The sequence below is a fragment of the Rhizobium sp. NPDC092011 genome, assembly GCF_044756305.1.
Lineage (GTDB): Bacteria > Pseudomonadota > Alphaproteobacteria > Rhizobiales > Rhizobiaceae > Rhizobium.
On record NZ_JBIVSO010000027.1, the window covers coordinates 1 to 21,931 of the forward strand.

A 21,931-nucleotide genomic window follows, 5' to 3' on the forward strand; every position below is an offset into this window, starting at 1 on the left:
TTTCCCCAGGATGCATCCACACGCAACGAAACGCCCTGACGACAGGGCGACAATTTTTCTATTCCTGCATCTTGTAAGGGCGAACATGAGAGTGGCGAGGTGATTGCCACGCTGCCGGATATGAACCGTGCGGAGGCGGCTCGTGCCATTGACGCGGCCCACAAGGCCCAAAAGGAGTGGGCCAAGAAGACGGGCAAGGAGCGCGCTGTTGTACTGCGCAAGCTCTATGACCTGATCGTCGCGAATGCAGACGATCTCGCAGCGATCCTGACGACCGAAATGGGCAAGCCGCTAGCGGAAGCGAAAAGCGAAGTGCTCTACGGAGCATCTTATGTCGAATGGTTCGGCGAGGAGGCCAAGAGAGTTTACGGCGACACCATTCCCGGTCACCAGCCGGACAAGCGCATTGTTGTCATCAAGCAGCCAGTGGGGGTCGTGGCGGCAATAACGCCGTGGAATTTCCCAAATGCCATGCTGGCACGCAAATTTGCACCGGCCGTGGCTGCGGGCTGCGCCATGGTCTCCAAACCCGCTGCCGAGACGCCTCTTTCGGCGCTATCGTTCGCGCTTCTTGCCGAGCGGGCGGGTGTCCCGGGTGGTATTTTCAACATCATCCTTTCGAAGGATTCGTCGTCAGTCGGCAAGGAGTTCACCGAGAACGAGAAGGTCCGCAAGCTCACGTTCACCGGCTCGACCGGGGTCGGGAAAATCTTGATGCGCCAAGGCGCAGAGCAGATCATGAAGCTCGGTCTCGAGCTCGGTGGGAACGCGCCCTTCATTGTCTTCGAGGACGCCGATCTCGATGCGGCGGTCGAAGGCGCGATGATCTCGAAATATCGGAACAACGGCCAGACTTGCGTGTGCGCTAACCGCCTCTATGTCCAATCTGGCGTCTATGACGCGTTTGTCGAAAAACTTGCCGCTAAGGTCGGTGTCATGAAGGTCGGCGATGGTTTCGAGCCTGGTGTGAGCGCGGGCCCCATGATCACGGAGGACGCCGTGGCAAAGGTCACTGAACATATCGCTGACGCGCTTGGAAAGGGCGCCAAGGTTGCTGTTGGCGGCAAGCCGGACGCCAAGGGCGGTCTGTTTTTCCAACCGACTATCCTGACCGGCGTCACCACGGAGATGAAGGTCGCGCGCGAGGAGACCTTCGGTCCGGTGGCGCCGCTCTTCAAGTTCGATACAGAAGAAGACGTTATCGAAATGGCCAACAACACCGAGTTCGGTCTGGCGTCCTACTTCTACGCCAAGGACATGTCGAAGATCTTCCGTGTCGCAGAAGCGTTAGAATACGGCATGGTCGGTATCAATACCGGTCTGATCTCCACTGAAGTCGCCCCGTTCGGCGGCATCAAGCAGTCCGGTCAAGGCCGCGAAGGTTCAAAATACGGCATCGAGGATTATGTCGAGGTAAAATATCTTTGCCTTAACGTGTGACGCCCCGTCGAAGGGTGCAGGACGCCTTTTAGGCTATTAATAATGCTCAGGCTGTTGAGTTCCAGCCAGAGTTGCGCCAATTTTTCATTTCGCGTTGTACCACCAAATTGCATTTATGGTGTTGATCGAAAACGTTTTTGCAGTGCGAGCGGATCCGTCCAAAATGAAAAAAGGTGGGTCAAACTCGCATAACAATCAACAGTGATCTTCAAAGCGAGGCTGCGGATTAATACTGCTGAACATCGCTTGTTTCCCCCCAAACTCTTGATAAAGTTCGAATAGATAAGTTTCGGCGGTCAACGGCTACTAGGCGGTCAGGATGGGGATTGTAACGCTGGATCATTTCGCCCGATGCGTTGGCGAGGGGTTCGATATCGATGTGGGAACAGGGCGCGTTGTTTTCACCCTGACAGAGGCGCGCCCGTTGCCGGAGAGCGGTTTTGCAGGCATGACCAGAGCTCCATTCGCGCTGCTATTCCGCAGTGCCTCGATGGTTGTCCTGCCACAACAGATCTACAGGCTGAAGAACGCCACACTTGGCATTCTTGATATCTTTCTTGTCCCAGTGGCGAGAGACAAGCACGGCATCATCTACCAAGCCATCTTCAATTGAAACAGGGCCGCTCATTGACAGTTTCGGGCGACGTGGCCCGATGACCATTGCATCCGCAAGTGAGTTCCGCTCTCACCAGTCACTTCGAATCCCGAAGCTCGGTAGAGTTTGTGCGCGGCCGCGTTGACTTTGTCGACATGCAGCATGATTTGGGGCGTATCACCCGCGACTGGCGCTGCGGCTTTTATGCCAATCAGGATCGATTGCCCAATTCCCCGGTTGCGCCATTCAGGCATTAGGCCGATATCGATAATGTGCCAGGTTTCCGCACTGCGATCGATGTAAAGCCGGCCGATGCTCGCGCCTTCCTTCTCGATGATCAGAAAGTCTGTAAGCGGGAACGCCGCGATATAGTAGCGGTGTTGAAGATTGAACTGTTCGTCCAAAAAAGCTTGCTTGTCCTCGGGCGGCCATGGCACCGGCGCCAGTTCGTCGGCGCGGAACGAGCGATAAAGACGGCGCAAGAACGCAACATCCTCCATGATCGCCGGTCGCGACGAGCATGTTGCAAAGGCTAGCGGATCATTTGACGAACGTGCCGGAAACGCCGGCAGTTGGCCTGAGGCTGCCATGATCGTTACCCAAAGGATGGAAAAGCACCGTTCAGCGCGATGCTGAAGTTGACTGCCAGATACGGTTGGCGATTTTCATGCGGTTGGTTGGCGCCGGCAATGCCGATGACATTCGGTGCGAATTGTGCGTTCGGCTGTGAGCCGGATAAGAAAGGATTGCTCGCTGTCGGTGTGCTAAGCGAGTTGCCACTGCTCGGAGAGGAGGCACGCTTTGTAGGCGTGCCTTGATTATAAATAGTCAGTGAATGCGAGTGCGCGGGCATCTCCGACTGAGTCAAAGTTATACCGTTGGTCCCGAAAGGCTCGCCGATTTGGCGCGAGCTCAGGCCCGGTCCTTGTCCCTGGTTGCAGCCGGCGCGGTTGGCAAAATTGGGAAGCTGGAAGGTGTTTGTTCCGTCGCCCCCATACTGGATGCCGATCAGAGAAAAAAGCGCCGTGTTTTGCCGTATCGGCAGCGTAGCGCCATTGCAGAATGCCCAACCCGATGGAGGAAAGTTGAAGCCGAACAATTGGATCTCGCCGAGGAATGGCTGTGTCATAGCAGTGTCCTTACAAGGGAGGTGGTTCAGCTCTGCGTGGGAAAAATGCCGTCGTATGCAATGCAATATTGCACCGTCAACGTCGGCATCGTGTTGTCGTGCGCGCCAAAGGAACCACTCTGCTGGGACGCTAAAGGTGAGGTTTTGATAGCGGTTGCTCCGCTTATATCGGTCGCGTACATCGTATCGCCCGTAATGGCTCCGAGCTCCACCGAAGATCCGACTACCGTGGCGTTCGCCAGCCCGGATGTGGCAAGATAAGGATGGGTGTGAGCTGGCATTTGGGTTTGCTGCAGCGTTACGGCCTCGCTACCACCCAGCTGACCGATCACATAGGTCGACAGGCCAAGTCCCGTACCTTGATGTACCGGGACGCGGCCGGCAAGATTGGGCGTCGCAAACGTTGTCTGCCCGTCGCCGCCATAAGTCGTCCCAATCAGTGTGTATAGTAGCTGATAGTCGGTAATTCGCTGCAGTGAATTGTTGCATGGCAACCATCCGGTCGGCACTCGGGAAAAGCTGAACAGCCGAATTTCTCCGACATAGGGAGTACTCATCCTGGATCCTCCAAGCACTGGATTGGTTGGAAATGGTTAGTTGCGCGACGGAAAGGCGCCTTGCAGGGCGATACAAAAATTGATGACGTCATAGGGCTGCACATTGGCATGCGGCTGATTGCCGCCCGCTGGAGAAACCGTGTCGCTTGACATCACAACTTGTGCACCGGCCGACGCACCATAGATATTCGTGGTGTTCGTGCCATAAAGCGCATTGGCCGGGTTGCGCGCCGTTCCGCTATTCGTTGTTCCAGTGGCAAGATGGCTGTGCTGAGGCAATTGCTGCGGGAGCAACGTGACGTTTTCAACTCCGCCAGGATCACCAATGTTATACGGTGAGGGCTGCCAGGAGCCATCAACCGATGACCCGAACCCGACGGGGGTTCGCCCCTGCATGTTGGGCAGGCCGAACGTCCTGATCCCGTCTCCGCCGTAATAAGTACCCAGGAGTGAGAATAGCGCTTGGTTTTGGTTTATGGCCAGAAGCTGGCCATTGCAAAGTGCAAATCCCCTCGGGGCAAACTGAAAACCTGCAAGCATGATCTGGCCGAGAAAGACTTCCGACATACCTTACCCTCAATATTGCAGCGATATTGAAGGACATCATCACTCAATCTAAGCGATAAAAGCAAGAGAAAAACAGGACTATCTCAGGTATCAATTTGGGACACTTGTTAGGGAGGGTTTTGCCGCATTTGGTGTCAGAATTTCCTGGCCGCGGCGATTTTTCCTCCGACGGATTTCTGTCCATCGCCCTCGATGTTAAGGAGCATGCTGGCATCAAGCATCCAGAAGTTCATGGTTTGCATGGTCAGCCCTGCAGTGACCGCACCAAAGGCGCCGGAGCCATCGAGCCCGGAGAAGCCGCCGGTCACACCGAGCTTCGGCGTCACCTTCGCACCGTTCTCCAGCTGGAACGACCGGGCGATCTCGGCGCCGAGGCTGACGCGGAACTGTTCCGCGTCGAAGCCGTCAATCGTGATCGCATCGCCCGCGCCGTTCTTGACCGTGTAGTTGTTGACCGTCTCCGAGAAGTAGATCATCCGCAGCTTCGGCGACAGCGTCGTTTCCTCGTCGAGGTTCCATTGCCCCTCGATCGACGTATCCGCCATCCAGCGCGTCGTCTTGAAGCTGCCGTCCCAGAACTGGGTATTGATCGTGTTGTTCGAGCCACCATAGCGCAGGCTGCCGTTCCAGAACACGCCCTTGCCAAGCTCGAGCGAGGCATAGGGGCCGGCAAGCCAGCCATTGCCCGACAGTTCCGCATCCTGATCCGTCGGATCCGTCATCCGGTCATAGTGGAACGAAATGCCGATCAGCGCCCTGTCGGAGAGCAGGTAGTCCGCCCCCATGCTTATCATGGCAAAACTGCCCCACTTGCTGGTGCTGTCGTTCTTGCCCTTGTCGCTATGGGCAAGGAAGGCGCCGTCGATCCAGACGTTGAACGGTGCCGAGGCCGCCTCCGGGTCGCCGCCTGCCGCCCGCATCTGCGACAGGCTGGTGGAGAAGCCGAGCGTCATGCCCTCGTCCGACGGCATCATGCGTGCGGTGATCGGATCGGTCGCCTTCTCCATCTGCCGGCGTTGCAGCAGGCCGGGAACCTGGATCGTGTTGGCGATCATGTTCTGCCGCGACTGCACGAAGCCGCGCACGAGACTGTCGATATCCTCGGCAACCTTGCCGGCATCATAGCTGATATTGTAGGTGATCGTCGCCGTGTTGGATGTTCCAAGCGCACTGACAAGCTCGTAGCCGACGCGGACCTGGCCGGAATAGGCCGGGTTCGGCACGTAGTGTAGATACCAGCCGACCGGAGCGGTCATGGGGCCAGCGGCAGCCAGCTGCCCCTGGATGATCGTCGCGGTGCCGGCATTGGCAGGCTCGACGAAGGTCAGGCCGGCCGAGGTGAACGGGCCGCCGGTCGCACCGCGGTTCAGGTAAACGTCCGGAGGCGTCGAGCCGGCCGGAACATTGATGGTCATGTCGTCAGCAACGACGGCGCGGCTTGTCACTTTCAGCGTATAGGCTGCCGTTGCCGTTGCGCCATTGCCGTCACGCACCTGGATGGCGAAGCTGTAATCGCCTTGGCTGCCGGCGGCGAGCGGACCGTTGAGCTGACCTGTCGAGATGTTCAGCACCATGCCGTCCGGCAGGCTGCCGGAGGCAAGGCTGTAGATCTTCGCAGCCGTACCGCCCGTTGCCGAGATCTGCTGGCTATAGGCCTCGCCCGCCATGGCCTGCGTCAGCGCCCCGCCCGGTGGCGTGAACACAAAGCTGGTCGGCGGCGGTGAGATGGCCAGCGTATAGGCGGCCGACGTCATCGCATTGTTGGCATCGGTGGCGTTGATCGAGAAGCTGTAGCTGCCAGCCGAGGTCGGCGTGCCGGTGATCGCGCCGGTCGCATGGTTGAGCGTCAGGCCAGCCGGCAGGGTGCCGGTCGCGGCATAGCCATAGGGGCCGGTTCCGCCCGAAGCGGTCACCGTCTGGCTATAGGCGGCATTCATCTGGCCGGCCGGCAATGCGCCGGCGGCCGGCGAGAAGGCAAGTGTCGGGGCAGTGACGGTCAGCGACACGGTCGCCGGCGCGGATGTGCCCGTGGCGTTGGTCGCCGTATAGGCAAAGCCGTCCGGACCGGAATAGCCTGGAGCGGGCGTATAGCTGACCGACGTGCCGGACACGATCGCCGTACCATGCGCCGGGTTCGAGGCGATGGCGACCGATGCGGCCGCACCGCCTGACAGGCTCAGCGTGATCGGATTGGCCGAGGAATTCGCCGCAACCGTCGCCGTCACCGCACCGGCAATCGGAGCCTGGATATTGGTCGACAACGTATAGGCATGCGAGGCGGTAAAGGGTGCGCCGGTGCCCGTCGAGCTGTCGGTTGCGGTGATGGTGAAGGAGAACGAACCCGATGCCGTCGGCGTGCCGGAGACAACACCAGCCGATGACAGCGAAAGCCCGGCAGGAAGCGCACCCGCCGTCACCGCATAGCTGTAGGGAGACGTGCCGCCCGAGGCGGTGATCGTCTCGCTATAGGCTGTGGCAACCGTTGCTGCCGGCAGCGTCGGTGTCGCCGGCGCGATCGCAATCGTCGGGGCGCCGATAGTGAGACTATAGGCCCTGGAACCGGTGAACGACAGGCTGTCCGTGGCGAGGACCGTGAAATTGAAGGTACCGCCTGCCGTCGGCGTGCCCGAGATAGCACCGGTCGACGTGTTGAGCGACAATCCGGCCGGCAATGAGCCAGACGATACCGAATAACCATAGGGGCCGACGCCGCCTGATGCCGTCAACGGCTGGCTATACGCAATCGCCACCGCGCCGGAAGACAGCGACGACGGGCCGATCGTGATCGTCGGAGCACCGACGGTGACGCTGTAAGCTACGGTTCCGGAAAATGACAGGCTGTCGGTCGCGCGGACGGTGAAGTTGTAGTTGCCGGCCGTCGTCGGCGTGCCGGAGAGAGTTCCGGTGGACGACAACGCCACACCTGGAGGCAAACCGCCCGTCACCAGCGAAAATGTATAGGGACCAACACCTCCCGAAGCCGTCAGCGTCTCGCTATAGGCAGTCCCCGCAGTTGCAGCGGCAACCGTTGCGGGCGTGATCGTGATGGTCGGAGCCCCGACCGTAATACTGTAGGCAACTGTTCCTGAAAACGAGAGGCTGTCGGTCGCACGGACTGTGAAGTTGTAGTTTCCGGCCGTCGTCGGTGTGCCTGAGACCGCGCCGGCGGACGACAGCGATACACCCGGCGGCAAGCCGCCCGTCGCCAATGAGAACGCATAGGGACCCACACCTCCCGAAGCCGTCAGCGTCTTGCTATAGGGAGCTCCCGCTGTTGCAGCGGCGAGCGTTGCCGGCGTTATGGTGATCGTTGGAGCGGCAACAGACACACTGTAAGCGATTGTTCCGGAGAATGAGAGGCTGTCGGTGGCACGGATGGTGAAATTGTAGTTTCCGGCCGTCGTCGGCGTGCCGGAGAGAGTTCCGGTGGACGACAGCGCCACACCTGGAGGCAAGCCGCCCGTCAGCAGCGAAAACGTATAGGGACCCACACCTCCCGAAGCCGTCAGCGCCTCGCTATAGGCAGTCCCCGCAGTTGCAGCGGCAATCGTTGCCGGCGTGATAGTAATGGTCGGAGCCCCGACCGTAATGCTGTAAGCAATCGTTCCGGAAAACGAGAAGCTGTCGGTGGCGCGGACGGTGAAATTGTAGTTCCCGGCCGCCGTCGGCGTGCCGGAGACAGCGCCGGCGGACGACAGCGACACACCGGGCGGCAAGCCGCCTGCCGCCAGCGAAAACGTATAGGGGCTTGCTCCTCCCGAGGCTGACAATGTTTGGCTGTAGGTGGTCCCCGCAGTCGCTGCTGCGAGCGTTGCCGGCGTGATCGCGATCGTCGGGGCGACAATCTCGAGGCTGTAGTTCCTGGTGATGCTGAAGGGTGCGCCGGTGCCGGTCGAGCTGTCCCGTGCGGAGATTGAGAAGTTCGCGGTGCCGGCCGCCGTTGGCGTTCCTGCGACGACGCCGGTCGATGTGTTGAGCGACAGGCCAGCTGGAAGTGTGCCGGTGGCCACCGAATAGGTATAGGGGGCGATGCCGCCTGAGGCGACGAATGTCTGACTATAGGCGGTTTCGGCGGTGCCACCTGGCAATGCGGTGGCTGCCGGGGTCATCGTGATCGCAGGCGCCGCGACCGTCAGGTTGTAGGACAGCGAGCCGGTGAATGGCCCCACGCCGGTCGAGCTATCGGTCGCCGTGATCGTGACGTTGAGCGTCCCTGCGGCCGTCGGCGTGCCAGTGAGGGCGCCGCCGGATGAAAGGCTCATGCCGGCGGGAAGGGCGCCTGCGGTCACCGCATAGGTATAGGCGCTGGTCCCGCCGGATGCTGTGATGGATTGACTATACGCGGTCGCGATAGTGGCCCCCGGAAGTGCTGCTGGTGCGATCGCGATCGTCGGTGCGGCGACGGTTAGGGTATAGGCCCTGGAACTCGTAAATGGTGCGCCGGTGCCGGTCGAGCTGTCCGTCGCGGTGACGGTAAAGTTGAACGTGCCTCCCGCCGTTGGAGTGCCCGCAAGGGATCCGCCGGACGACAGGCTCAAGCCCGCGGGAAGGGCGCCCGCGGTCACCGCATAGGTATAGGTGCTGGTTCCGCCTGATGCCGTGATGGATTGGCTGTATGCGGTCGCGATAGTGGCCCCCGGAAGTGCTGCCGGTGCGATCGCGATCGTCGGTGCGGCGACGGTTAGGGTATAGGCCCTGGAACCGGAAAATGGTGCGCCGGTGCCGGTCGAGCTGTCCGTCGCGGTGACGGTAAAGTTGAATGTGCCTCCTGCCGTTGGAGTGCCTGTCAGGGATCCGCCGGACGATAGGCTCAAGCCGGCAGGAAGGGAGCCTGCGGTCACCGCATAGGTATAGGGGCTGGTTCCGCCGGATGCCGTGATTGACCGGCTATAGGAAGCGGCAACGGTTGCCGCTGGAAGCGTTGTTGGCGCGATCGCGATCGTCGGTGCGGCGACGGTTAGGGTATAGGATTTCGATGCCGTGAATGGGCCTGTCCCGGTCGAGCTGTCGGTTGCAGTAATCGTGATGTTGAATGTGCCCGCCGCCGTTGGCGTGCCGGAAAGAGTGCCTGAACTCGACAGGGTCAAACCGGCTGGAAGCGTCCCGCTTGTGATTGCGAAAGTATAAGGGGTCGCGCCCCCTGTGGCACTTACAGCCTGATTGTATGCCGTTCCGACTGTGCCCGATGATAGCGTCGACGTACTGACTGAAACCGTCGGCGGACTGACGGTTATCGTCACCGTCGCCGGTGTCGAGGTGCCGCCGCTGTTGGTCGCAGTGTAGGTGAAACTGTCCGGACCGGCATAGCCCGGCGTTGGCGTATATGTGATCGAGGTACCCGTGGCGGTCGCCGTTCCATGTGGTGCCTGGGTTGCAACGGCGACCGATGCCGCCGCTCCGCCCGAGAGGTTCAATATCACTGCATTTGCGCTGCTTCCGTAGCTCACGGTCTTGCTAACCGGCCCAGCAATGGGGGGGGCGATATTTGCGACACTCAGGTTGACGGTTACGACCTTGGAGTAAGGCCCTGGCGACAAGCCGGCCAGATTTGGGCTGCTATCGGTAACGACGACCTGAAAACTGTAGTTTCCGAGGGACGTCGGAGTTCCGCTGATCGTGCCGTTGCTCGCCAATGACAGGCCAGGCGGCATGGTGGATCCGGTGTAAAGTGCAAAACTATAGGGGGCAGAGGCGCCTGACGCGGATAGAGTTGCGCTGTATGCGGTATTTAGAGCGGCGGATGCCGGTGCGGCGACGGAAATATTGTTGGAAGGGTTGGGAACGGTAATTGAATAGGCCTTGCTGGTGGTTGCGCTGGCGCTGTCGGTCACGGCAAATGTAGGCGTATAACTTCCCGCTTGATTGGGTGTGCCGCTGATGGTTGCTGTTGCTTGATTATAAGACAGCCCAGGTGGCAGCGACCCGCTGGCAAGTGCGATTGTATAAGGTGCCGTGCCGCCGCTTGCGCTGAGCGTTCGGCTGTAGCTCGTGCCGACTTGCGGGCTGGCTAGCGTCGAGGGCGAGACTGTTATGGCGCTCGTCGACGTCGCGATTGCGACGTTGATCGTAAAAGGATTGCCGCTTGCATCTTCGACAATAAAACTGTCGCTCGTCGCGCCATCGCCATTGTTGATATATGTAACGATTCCGTTCAGCGCGTTTACGGTTACGGTCCCGTGAAGGGGGTAGGTGGTGTGGGTGTTCGGATAGGTGTTGAGGTCAAATGGATCGCACTGCGTGCCGACGTTGATGCTGATTGATCCACCGGATGCCATTGGATTTGTCGAGGGTGTCGTGTTTATATCGGGTACATTGAAAGCGGTGCAAGCCGCATAGGCTCTTCCGGGAGCAGTCAATGAGAATCCGGCCCCTAGCAGAGCAGCGAACAGCACTATCTTGAAGAGTAATTTGCAGGCGTTGGCAACCGTGGCACCAATCCTCGAGCCGGACTGTAACACTTGCAGCCCCATGAGTGTCACGCGCCGTTGCCAAAACGCCGTGAGTTCGCTTTGTGATATAGAAGCGTGGCCCCAATTGCGCGGTTCTTCTGCGGCAAAATCTTTGCCCAACTGTGCGTCGCGTGTCATTTGCCCAACCCAAAACGAGTGCCTCTCCCATCAAAAGCGGGAGATGCGCTCATGACTGTGCGCGCGCATTGCGGCGAACACCCCTCTACTGCGGCAGCACTACAATCGGTCGCGGCGTCAAACGCAACTTACAATTTATCGAATTCGTCGAGATTGTTTTCTTTGAAATAACTATTCAATCAAATGTTGTATATTAGCAACAGTGCGATTAAGTGCAGAGCGAGGATCGGCACGCGCGTTTCCAAGGGGCGTTCTGTGCTGGCTGGCCAGTGAATGGCGAAGCGGCGGCGCCGCCTTCTATCAAGCTGGATTATGAGATTGATGGCTTCAGATCGAAGTTGCCCCCGCGAAAGGCGGGCACCGTTCCTCAAGTGCCCACTTCTGTGCGATCGCTAGCTGCCGCCACACTTTGTCGATGTGGCTAGGCCGCGGATGATCAGTTCCAAACCCGCTTCGAACGCAGCTTCATGATCAATTTTCGTGTTGGTCTGATCATGATCTATGGCGTTATGCGCATTGAGCTCGGCTTGCTCTTCGAGTACGCTCCCCACAGTAAAGCGACCTGCCACGACCATTGCCATTGAGGCATCTTTCTCCGGGATGCCGTTTGCTGCCAGATAGGCAATTTTCAGCACGATTCTCTCCATGTCGCCATGCCTCGGATGGGTGCCAGCATGTAACCGGGCACCATCCCGCCGAAGTAAGAGCGTGCGCCGAAAGCTTCGCATGTTGTCGGCAAACCAGCCGCGCCAATCATCCGCCGAACCGGGTAAGGGCGCACGCGCATGCGGCTCCATTGCTGCGTCCGCCATGGCGGCCAGCAACTCAGTCTTGCTGCGAAAATGCCAATAGAGTGCCGGCTGCTCGATGCCAAGCCGCTTTGCCAACCGCCTCGTACTGACGGCATCGATGCCAACTTCGTCAAGCAGGGCAAGGAACTGAACATGTCGGCGGCGGCGGTGAGCCAGCAGGTACTTGCACTCGAGACTCATTTCGGCCGCCCCCTGTTTGAACGAGCGGCCAACAGGATAGTTCTTACCGTCGAGGGCGCCGACTTCCTACCGACGGTGCAGGTTTCCCTTGGCGCAATCGAAAACAAGGCGGAGTCCCTGTTCGCGCCCCAGCGAGTTGAGCGGGTAACTTTGCTGGCAAGCCAACTCATGGCAATGAGCTGGCTTCCCCGAGTACTGTCGGATTTTGATCGAGATCACCCAATGATCCACGTCGAATTGCTCATGGAAGGCACCCAGCGGAAAGTCGATCCCGACCTTGTCATCCGGTTCGGGGAGGAGCCGCATCTGGTTCGCCATCCCACCTGGCTCATGGGCATGTCTCACGTCGTGCTGTGCCGACATGAGGATGTTGAACGAATTCACACTTTGGACGACCTGCTGTCTTTTCGATTGTTTGACGTCGCCTCACATGCGATTGGGTGGAATGCGTTGCTGACCCATAATTTTGGATCGATGCGGGGTCGAAATCTCAGATTGGAGATTGTCGATACCACGCCACTGGCCTTGATGATGGTCAGCCAAGGCATCGGGCTGGCGATCGGGCACCTGCCAGTATGCGGGCCGCAGGCGACTTCCCTCGGCCTTGCAAGCTGCCCGCTTGTGCCAAGAACGCCTGGGCCGGGCAACTACTATCTCGAGCAGCAGGTGAATCGGCCCCAGCGCACAGCGACCCTGAAACTTGCACATACCCTTCAGGAAGCAGCGCAATCGTCGATGCAGAAGCCTTGAGGCCGGGAACGGACGCGCCGTGGAATATGTTTGTCTTACAATTTCTTCCCGTTCAGGCGCAAGCGCGTCGCGGATGGTCAGCGTTCGGCGGAACTGCGGTGTTGAACGCAAAGATGGTCTTCGAGTTGGCGCCGATGCGACCTCTACAGGGAGAGAAGACTGCTCAAACGTGGCTGTCAACATCATGTATCCTCGTGGCCTGATCTGGCCCAGAGAAGACTCAATAGTTTCATGACTGGCGGTTATGCTACTCCCCGCAGTCCTTGGGGTCGCAGGTTCTGATCCCTTCTAGCGCAGCAGCGCCTTCGGTAGTCGGAGGCGCAGTTGAGTGCCCTTGAATCTTGATAGATGAGACAGAGAGATGTTTATGACTGCCGCTCCACATCGATCTTAGTCAGATCGTGCGGCATATCGCGTGATTGCAAATGGCAAGCACGCCGGCAAAGACGGTAGCCTGCCTAATCTAGCGAAGCCGACTTGGTCACCCTCCTTGAACGAGCTGCCGCGCCGCAACTTTGACACGTAGACGATGGTACGGCATCACTCAAACGAGCATATATTCGGAAAGCGGGAGAGCTAGTGTCCTATAACGACGCACCTGAAGGATAGCGCTTTTGGCATGTGTCATGACTTGGACACCTTGATTCCTAACTCATTGGAAAGTCAGTTCAAAATTATCGACTTCGATGCATCCATTTCGCTTAATATCTACACCGCCGCGCGGCTGTCATTGGTCGGAGTAGTCGCAATTCAAGTTATTATCCTGCGTTGGTTCGACTATGTTCGCTCTCTTGCACAATTGCATATATTAGAATTATGCAATAGTCGTGAGGAAGGCCGCGCAGGCATTTTGAGCAAGATACCGCAATAACGAAAATCGCTTAAATCTGGGCATCTGATTTGCCGCAGCAGGCCCGGCGGCAGGACTAAATGCACAGCAATTCCAGCTATGCCCAGCCTCCGCTGGCGACGTTGTCGTCGGTTGAGGCCGCGCTGAGAGAATTGCCTGCACGATGAATGTTTTGAGACAGGGAGCCTGCATTCATGACGCATGTGACAAGAAAGATCGCGATCATCGGAGGCGGGGTCGCGTCCATCTCTGCTGCCTATGCATTGACGCAGAAGGTTGATTGGCAACAACGCTACGAGATAACCATCTACCAGCGCGGTTGGAGGCTCGGTGGCAAGTGCGCGAGCGGACGCAATCGCGAGATCGCTAATCGGATCGAGGAGCATGGCCTGCACATCTGGGCTGGCTTTTACGACAACGCCTTTCGCTTGATGCGCTCCTGTTACGACGAGCTTGTCGCGCTGAAGCTTCGTTCCCCCGACGCTCCGCTCGGTACTCTTGCTAAAGCGCTGAAGCCCCTGAACAGCTTTATGCTTACGGAAAATGTGCCGGATACGTCTCCACAGGAATGGCGGCCCTGGTTCATTGAGTTTCCGCCAAACGATAAAGTGCCGGGCACCGGCGGCGTGTTGCCGCAGCCTTTTGAATATTTCAAACTGGTTGTCGAGTTTCTAGCCGCACAGGCGGACTCCGTCGGGGGCAAATTGCCGTTGGTGGACCCGGCGGACCGGGCAGGGGACATTCGGCCGCCATTGCATCAACTCCAGGCCTATTCCCAGGCAATGCCAAACGATGCTCGATTGCATTCGGCCAAGGACATCGATGAACTCCTGGAGATTCTGGAAGGCATTCGCATCTGGCTTGAGGGCATAAAGCCTGGCGAATGGATCAATGATGACGTGGCGCGAAGGGTCTACTTCATGCTGGATCTCGGAACAGCTTTCGCGACCGGGATGGTCGTCGATCTGGTTTTTCTCCGCGGTTTCAATTCCATCGATAACATGGAGTGCTCGGCATGGCTGCGCAAGCATGGCGCCTCCGAGCAAGCCGTTAATTCCGCAGCGTTTCGTGGTTGTTATGACTATGTTTTCGGATACCCGGCCGGCATACGTGACGATCGCGCCGTCGGTGCAGGCACTGCGATGCGCGGCTTGCTGCGGCTGGCCTTCACCTACAAGGAAGCCCTATTCTTCAAGATGCAGGCAGGTATGGGCGACACGATCTTTGCGCCGTACTATCAGGTTCTCAAACAGAAGGGGGTGAAGTTCAGCTTTTTCCATGCGGTTACCAATCTTGCGCTGTCAACGTCGTGCGATGCGGTGGAGCGGATTGATCTTGTGGAACAGGCACGTGCTCTTTCCGGTTCCTACGATCCCTTGTTTGATGTCATGGGCTTGCCATGCTGGCCTTCCGAGCCGGATTGGTCCCAATTGGTCGATGGCGAAAAGCTGCGTGAGAGCGGCATCGACTTCGAGTGTGAGAAGATACCGGAGCCGACTGGCGTTGCGAAAACCCTTCGTCGGGGCATCCATTTTGACGATGTCATCCTTGGTGCCTCCCTGGCGTCTCTCCCCTTTATGACCAAGGAACTGGCACGGGCTTCTCCGCGCTGGAAGCAAATGCTCGAAAAGGTCGAGACGGTTGCCACATGCGCGGTCCAATTCTGGCTGAACAAGCCGACGCCGGAGACCGGATGGCCGATGCTGGTGCGGACCTATAACCAGCATAGCAAGTTCAATCCGGATAATATGCAGACTGTCATGACTGCTTTCGCCGAGCCGCTCGACACCTGGGCTGATATGAGCCACCTGCTGGTGCGCGAAACTTGGCCGGACCCTGCACCTCAATCGATCGCTTATTTTTGCTCACCGTCAAGAAATGCGGACGTGCCGATGCCCTCGATACAAGAGCAGGCAGCGCAATGGGCTGATGAACATTTGATCCGGATCTGGCCTGACACCCGCAACACCGAAGGTGGATTTGATAAAAACCTACTTGTTTCTCTCAAGGGACAATCTGAGGCCGCTCGCTTCGCCAATCAATATTTTCGTCAGAATTTTTATGGCTCAGAGCGCTATGTGCTTTCGGTTCCGGGTTCGGTCGACTACCGTCTGGCTCCCGATGAATCGGGTTTCAACAATCTCGCCATTGCCGGCGATTGGACAGTTTGCGGCTTAAATGCGGGCTGCGTCGAGGCGGCCACAATTTCGGGGCTGGCTGCCGCAAGGGTATTTACCGGTTCGACCGAGCCGATCTACGGAGAGCTAGATCTGGTGCCGAGCGCGCTGTCAGCGCCCGCCTTGCTGTCTTCGATAGTCGCCCCCCAAGCGAATTGGCCCCTTACCCCGGCCTTTCTGCGAGGCTCAATGGAAGGAGTTTTCAGCTTCCATGCGCTTCCCGTCGAACGGGTGAAGCAAATGCTCCCCGCCGGCCTTGTCTTGTCGAAACAATCGTTGACCCCTGCAAAGAAGCATCCGGTAACATTTCTGTTTAATCAGCAGACGAATGTGCGGGCGAGCTTCCTGCCGCAAATCCTAGGTTTCAAGAGTTACCTCGAGAACATCGTCGCGATCAACTGCGTGGAGATCGAAGACGGAGACGGTACCGTATTCAGTTTCCTGCCGGCATTGTTTCTGAACAATGCGCTGGCGACCTATTCCGGCCGGCTCTTCTACGGGCTCGCCAAGCGGCTTGCCGACAACATCTGGGACGGCTCCCTGTATCGCACGACCGGCGAGGACAATCAGCCGATTTGGCAGATGCAGTACTTCGACCACGCACCGGTCGGGCGGCTGGTAGACCTCGGCAACGTCGGTCTTGTTCGGGCGCTGCTCGATGCTCCTATTCTAACACCCCGTACCTTTGGGACCTGGCAGGCGATGGCTTTCGATTTCGCCATTGGATCGGCATTCGCCGCCCCGGTGGCAACTCATCTCGATATTTATGCGACGAACGGGATTGGGCTGCCCGCGGGCCGGCTCATATCGCCTGCCTTCAAAGGCGCACAGGAGGAGAATGGTCTGCCGGGAGCGTTTCGCTGCTGGACGAATTGGACGCTGAGCAATCCGTTCGATTCGTCACGGGTTAAAGCCGTCGCAGCTTCCCAGAGGCCCTTCGACTTGAATTGGACGCAATGAGACCGAATTCATGTTGGTGCCTGAAAGGATATCCGATCCAAATGAAGCCAATACCTTGCAGGAAAGGCGACAGGTTGTCGTTCTCTTCGCCGATATCGTGAATTATACTGGCATCGCGCTGTGTCTTGATCCCGAAGATTTGCAAGACGTCCTTCAACAATATTACACTCTAGCCAGGACGGCGGTGGAGACCGTAGGCGGGGTCATGGCGGAACAGCTCGCGGATGGAATCGTCGCTCACTTTGGCATTCCGACAGCCTTTTCAGATGCCGCGGACCGAGCCGCCAAGGCGGCAAGGGAAATTGTTGCGAATACAAAGAAAATCATCGTGGCAAACAATAGTCTTTCCGTTCGCGTGGGTTTGGCGACGGGACTGGTTGTCGCGGAATTCGATGGCACCAATTCAAAGATCATTGGCTCGTGCGGAGTGCTGGCTGCACGTCTGCAGACGTGTGCGCCTCCGGGTTCAATCTACGTGTCCAACCTGACGCATCGTCTGCTGCAACAGGAACCGGGAGCGCGATTCGTCGGGCATCTTTCCCTCAAGGGATTTTCGGAGCCGGAACCCGTCTGGGCCCTCGATATCGAAAACACCGCTTCGTCGGTCGGCGAGAGCTTTGCGTTCTTCGGCCGAGACGCGGAGTTGGCGCGGCTTGCTTCCGTCTGGCAAACTGTGCTGCATACCGGGCGCGCGAGCTCACTGTGTGTCCTCGTAGGAAGGCCGGGAATCGGCAAAAGCCGGATATTGCGCGAGCACAATTCGCGCTGCCGCCCCGAGCAGAAGAGGATCGTTCTGCAAGGCGCGGAGCGTCAGAGCAACACCGTGCTCTATCCGATCATAGAGTGGATCAAGCTCGATGATCGCATCTCTCTCGATGCTGAGGGCATGGACTATCTCAGGGCGCTCTGTCACCCGGAAACGGCCACGGCGCTACAACTCAGGGAAGCGCCGGGCGCAATTCGCCAACAGACCTTCGATGCCTTGTCGGCGTCCTTTCGCATGATCGCGAAAATCGCCCCGATTCAGATTGTCATCGAAGATCTGCAATGGTTGGATCAGAGTACCATTCAGTTAATCAGCCGGCTGCTGGAGGACTTGGCGGACTGCCCGATCCAATGGTTAGCGGGCAGTCGTCCTGAGTTTGCAGGCAGTCTGCCAGAATCCGAAACCTCAATTCTAGCGATCGGCGAACTGAGCGTGACGGACTGCCGCGCGGCAGTTCGCCAATGCTGCGGGCAGGAGATCACAATCGCCCTCGCAGACGAAATTGTTGGCCGATCCGAGGGCGTCCCGCTGTTCCTCGAACATCTTCTTCGCGAGCTCAACGAGGGGCGCATATCCGATCGCGGCACCGTTCCGGAAACACTGGTTGGAGCATTGATTGCATGGATTGATTCCTCTGGCTCCGCGCGGCGCGTTGCTCAAGGCGCGTCGGTGATTGGGCGCTGGTTCGACGAGGAGATGCTTGCCGAGGTACTCGGCGTCGGTCTTGATGACGTGGCCGGTGACGTTGCGCTGCTCTGCAGGTCCGAGATCTTCCAACGAGATGACACGACCTTGATAAGTTTTAGACACGATCTTATCCGCGAGGCGGCTTACGGGACGCTGGTCCGTAGACGTCGATCAAGCCTACACAGACGAGTCGCCGGGATTTACGAAAGCAGCAATCGTCATGATGGAGACAAGGTCATGGCGGAAATTGCATATCATCGTGAAGCTGCAGGTGACTATTCCGTTGCTGCAAGCTATCGGCACAGGATGGGGCGGTATGCGACATCGCTCGGTGCCTTTGCGGAGGGCGAAAGCCAATTGCGGGAGGCTGTGCGTCTGCTTTGTCTCTCAACCCAAGCCGGCGAAGATGTCTGGCGCCGACAAGCGAATGTACTTGCGGATCTTGCAGCCAACCTCATGCAGACCCGCGGCTTCACCGACGCCGAAGTTCTGAATACCTATGAGGACAGCCTCTCTCATCTTCGAAAGACGGATCGGTTTGATGGTGACAGCCTAACCATATTCTGGGGTATCTTTACCTATCAAGTTCTCATCGGCCAAATCAAGGAAGCGGCGGTGACGGTATCGCGAATGCAGGACGCGCTTCATTGCATACCGAAAGATATAAGGCTTTCAGAACACCGGCTCGCGGTGTTGGGGACACGCAACGGAATTCAATTCTACAAAGGAAAGTTCCACGACCAGCTCTTGACGCTGGAGAGAATAAAGGCGCTCTATGAGTTCGAGCGCCACGCGCCTCTTGCGGCGAAATATGGAATGGATCTGCTGGCAACCGCGCATGCATTTTCTCCTCATTCGGCAGCCGTGACCGGCCAGTTTCAGCTGGCCCGCGAACTGGTCGCTGAGGCTGATGCACATCAGGCCATGCTCGACATTCCGCTTATGCTGCCATTCATCGATATCTGGGGCGGCGTCGCGCTCGGCTATATAGGCGATTTTGACCTAGCAATGAACCGCATACAGAAGGGTATCGCACTCGCCGACAGACAGGGCGCAACGTTTTGGTCTGCGACAGGCCGGATGTGGAGGACGATCACCGAATTCGAGGCGACGGGTAGCACCGCTTGCCTTGCAAGGATGGAACAAGCGCTCGCCGTGCAAAAGCATATTGGTGTCGGTATAGGCATACCCTACTGGTCGGCGAAGCTGGCGGCCGTCTATGCCATGGACGGGGATGATCGTCGGGCGCAGGAATGCATTGAACAGGCGGTGAGAGGTTCGTCCGGGACTACCGAGGGCGTCTGGCGAGCGGAACGGCAAAGGCTTGCCGGGCTCATCCATGAACGCGCGGGGCGTTCGGCAAAGGCCTTGCGTTTTTATCATCTCGCTGCACAGACGGCTAAGAGGCAATCGGCACACCTATGGGAGATGCATGCAAGGCATGCTATTGAGCGTATCACCCCCCTTGATGACGTGAATGCCAAGCGCTTGAAGATGCTTTCCGGCATCGTTCCACCCCATGGATCTGGGACCGTCTAAGTAGCCGGGCTCGTTGGGCAACTGGGCGTTGCCCGCTCAGGACGATCGGGCTGTGGTGGACGCCGCAAAGATCGCAACCTTTGCAGTATGTTTTGCCATAAGGCGCGCAAGTCACCTTCGCGACCCCAACTCCATCCTCGACTGCATATCAACGAAATTTGTTGTGCCAACACCTGATTAGTTGATCTCGTGTGTGAGCCTGCGCACAGAGAATTGCCGCCGACTTCTATTTGATGATGAAATCGACAACGCCCCTGCGGCAGCTTCATCGGATTTCATCATGCGTGAGCACTTTACACATGGCGATCATCCGCCCTCGCCGGATCCCAGCCTGTTCGGGACGGGGCATTTCGCCGGCGCATACGCAGCACTCACAAGTGTGCGGCATTTCCACGTAGTAGGCTTGCCCGAGAGCAGAATGAATGAGCTGCGGCAAATCCTGCACGAGCTTGATGACACATGCGCTGCTTCAGCCGCGAAATCGGGCCCAGGGGAGAAGGGTTCGGTTCTGCTTGTCGCGGTCGACCACCAGGCCATGTTCGATATTTGCCTGCCCCCTTCGTCCGCGCCCATTGCTATAGTGGCACGCAGCCTTCCTGATGTGGATGCCCTGCTTCAGCGGGGATTCGTGGATTACATAACCTATCCTTTCAGCGCGTTGGAGATTCGGCGTCGGCTCTTTGCGATGTCGTCGTCGAATGGTCGCGGGAGCTTCCCAGTCGGCCCGCGCGCTAGCACCATGGTGCGGTCCGCATGTGAGTTTCTCGAGGTCAATCTTGCCTATGCGGTCGGGGTCGAGGAATTGGCCTCAAGAGTTGGTACGAACCGGAACACGTTGAACAAGGCGTTTAATCAGGCGTTTGGCGTTGGTCCGATGACGTGGCTGCGTCGACGCCGCTGCGAAGTGGCGGCGCAGCTGTTGCGGGAAGGATCCGAGAGCGTTCTGAATATCGCATTAAGCGTCGGCTACGAGGATCCGAATAATTTCTCAACGGCGTTTCGCAAAGTTTACGATCAAGGGCCGATGGAGTTCCGGAAGAAATATAGACACGAAAGCCCTGTTGAGTGGGGTCAAATCGCGCCGGCATGACGCCGAACTGCGAGGGCCTCGACAATAGACGCTTTCGATCGGGAACCGATCCCACCAGGGCTCGGGATCCGGACCCGTCCGAAGGCACCTATTGCTCATGAAGCAAAGCGCTCGGCTGCAGGATAATGAGCCACTGACGTCCCGTGTCCAGTATTTTTGCGCGCTTCAACGCGGACATCGAACGGCTGACTTCCTCGCGGCTGGCACCGATCGATCCAGCTATCTCTGCGTGCGTCGGCAACCTGAGCAACTGGCCATTCGGCTTGAACACCCCGTCTTCCAGAGCACAGCGGGCAAGATAGGCCTTCAGGCGTTTGTCGACGCTTTGGCTCGCAAGCTGGTAGCTGTGCATTGTCAGGCGCCTGATACGGCCAACCAAATCGACCATAACTCTTTGCCGTACCAAAGGCAGCGCTTCCAGCATGCTGAGGAACGCCTGTCGCCTGATGACGATCAGGCAAGAGTCAGTCTTTGAGTACACAGACAGGGAGCGCCGGCCTCCATCGATGGCTGACAGTTCTCCGAAATAGTCTCTCGCATGCAGGCGCGTGAAGATTAGCTCCCGTCCGTTTGGATCGTTATGGAGAGCCAGCAACGTTCCAAAGCGCAGGAAATAGACATCGCCGCTGGTATCTTCCTGATTGAATATGACTTGGCCGGGCACATAGAAGCGCATGAGTAAATTTCGGGCATGCGGCATCACGTCGTTCCGTGAAACGCCTGCAAACAAGGGGCAATTCATCAATTCGTCAACGTCGGTCACCCAATCTTTCCCAGTTGTGTTATCACTTATATTTATTGCTATATTAGTCGAAGGCAGTTCTTTTCAACCGGCGGCGAGAACCGGATTTCGTGTGAAAATGCCACTTGATGGCGCGCCCAAGGTCCACATGCGATCATCTTGATCATGTGGCTAAGAACTGCGGAAGCGCGAGCGGTCGATCGGAACCGCCTGTCCCAAAACGGGACGACGACCTCGCATCGCGCGACCACCGTCTGATGTCCCTGCCGTCGCCTCCCTGAAGGCTCGCCCCGGCCATGCATCTCATACGCCGTCAAAGCGATCGATGGATGGGGGAGTTTGCCTGCGCTGCAAAGCCATCCCGATAATCGAATAGTGTGAAACTCAAAGATTTGCGTGAAGCATTCAGAGGCACGAACTCCTCGATCCATGCACAAGATATCTCCGTTAGCAAACAGGTGACGTCGCTGAAAAAATGGGGCGCTACCAATGCCAGATACTCA

The 21,931-nt window shown here is 58.1% G+C and carries 12 protein-coding genes and 1 pseudogene; 6 read left to right on the forward strand and 7 right to left on the reverse strand.

Annotated features, from left to right (window positions below):
- Positions 1-90: 90 nt before the first annotated feature.
- Together ACIQJ2_RS36835 and ACIQJ2_RS36840 are read left to right on the forward strand one after the other, a co-directional pair.
- A pseudogene (locus ACIQJ2_RS36835) lies at positions 91-1,440 on the forward strand (NAD-dependent succinate-semialdehyde dehydrogenase); the annotation flags it as partial.
- Positions 1,441-1,759: 319 nt separating this feature from the next.
- Complete coding sequence (locus tag ACIQJ2_RS36840) at positions 1,760-2,053, forward strand: DUF6916 family protein (protein WP_400677821.1); 294 nt, start codon at positions 1,760-1,762, stop codon at positions 2,051-2,053.
- An 11-nt stretch (positions 2,054-2,064) separates the two neighbouring features.
- Here ACIQJ2_RS36840 and ACIQJ2_RS36845 read toward each other — a convergent pair whose 3' ends face one another.
- The 6 genes from ACIQJ2_RS36845 to ACIQJ2_RS36870 all read right to left on the reverse strand — a co-directional run bounded on the left by ACIQJ2_RS36845 (position 2,065) and on the right by ACIQJ2_RS36870 (position 11,762).
- Positions 2,065-2,625 carry a GNAT family N-acetyltransferase gene (locus tag ACIQJ2_RS36845; protein ID WP_400677819.1) on the reverse strand — a complete coding sequence of 187 codons (561 nt, stop codon included), beginning with the start codon at positions 2,623-2,625 and terminating at the stop codon, positions 2,065-2,067.
- Between the two features lie 5 nt (positions 2,626-2,630).
- Entirely contained in the window at positions 2,631-3,164 is a 534-nt protein-coding gene (locus ACIQJ2_RS36850) for a phage tail protein (protein WP_400677817.1), read from the reverse strand.
- Positions 3,165-3,190: 26 nt separating this feature from the next.
- A complete protein-coding gene (locus tag ACIQJ2_RS36855; protein ID WP_400677815.1) occupies positions 3,191-3,721 on the reverse strand; it encodes a phage tail protein in 531 nt (176 codons plus the stop codon).
- Between the two features lie 36 nt (positions 3,722-3,757).
- Positions 3,758-4,288, reverse strand: coding sequence for a phage tail protein (locus tag ACIQJ2_RS36860; RefSeq protein WP_400677813.1), 531 nt, complete (start codon positions 4,286-4,288; stop codon positions 3,758-3,760).
- Between the two features lie 134 nt (positions 4,289-4,422).
- Entirely contained in the window at positions 4,423-10,563 is a 6,141-nt protein-coding gene (locus ACIQJ2_RS36865; RefSeq protein ID WP_400677812.1) for a putative Ig domain-containing protein, read from the reverse strand.
- A 704-nt stretch (positions 10,564-11,267) separates the two neighbouring features.
- Entirely contained in the window at positions 11,268-11,762 is a 495-nt protein-coding gene (locus ACIQJ2_RS36870; RefSeq protein ID WP_400677810.1) for a TetR/AcrR family transcriptional regulator C-terminal domain-containing protein, read from the reverse strand.
- Between ACIQJ2_RS36870 and ACIQJ2_RS36875 the strand changes: the two genes are divergently transcribed.
- The 4 genes from ACIQJ2_RS36875 to ACIQJ2_RS36890 all read left to right on the forward strand — a co-directional run bounded on the left by ACIQJ2_RS36875 (position 11,661) and on the right by ACIQJ2_RS36890 (position 20,686).
- Positions 11,661-12,617 carry a LysR family transcriptional regulator gene (locus ACIQJ2_RS36875; protein ID WP_400677808.1) on the forward strand — a complete coding sequence of 319 codons (957 nt, stop codon included), beginning with the start codon at positions 11,661-11,663 and terminating at the stop codon, positions 12,615-12,617. The two genes, ACIQJ2_RS36870 and ACIQJ2_RS36875, sit on opposite strands and share 102 nt — an antisense overlap.
- A gap of 1,044 nt (positions 12,618-13,661) precedes the next feature.
- A complete protein-coding gene (locus ACIQJ2_RS36880; RefSeq protein WP_400677806.1) occupies positions 13,662-16,604 on the forward strand; it encodes an NAD(P)-binding protein in 2,943 nt (980 codons plus the stop codon).
- Between the two features lie 10 nt (positions 16,605-16,614).
- The gene (locus ACIQJ2_RS36885; protein ID WP_400677804.1) at positions 16,615-19,596 is read left to right on the forward strand and encodes an AAA family ATPase; all 2,982 of its coding nucleotides are present in this window, start codon (positions 16,615-16,617) and stop codon (positions 19,594-19,596) included.
- 193 nt (positions 19,597-19,789) lie between these two features.
- Positions 19,790-20,686 (forward strand): helix-turn-helix domain-containing protein, encoded by an 897-nt coding sequence (locus tag ACIQJ2_RS36890; protein ID WP_400677803.1) that lies wholly within the window; start codon positions 19,790-19,792, stop codon positions 20,684-20,686.
- An 88-nt stretch (positions 20,687-20,774) separates the two neighbouring features.
- On the opposite strand, the gene ACIQJ2_RS36895 is transcribed toward ACIQJ2_RS36890, so the two are convergent.
- A complete protein-coding gene (locus tag ACIQJ2_RS36895; protein ID WP_400677801.1) occupies positions 20,775-21,449 on the reverse strand; it encodes a Crp/Fnr family transcriptional regulator in 675 nt (224 codons plus the stop codon).
- Positions 21,450-21,931: the final 482 nt, after the last annotated feature.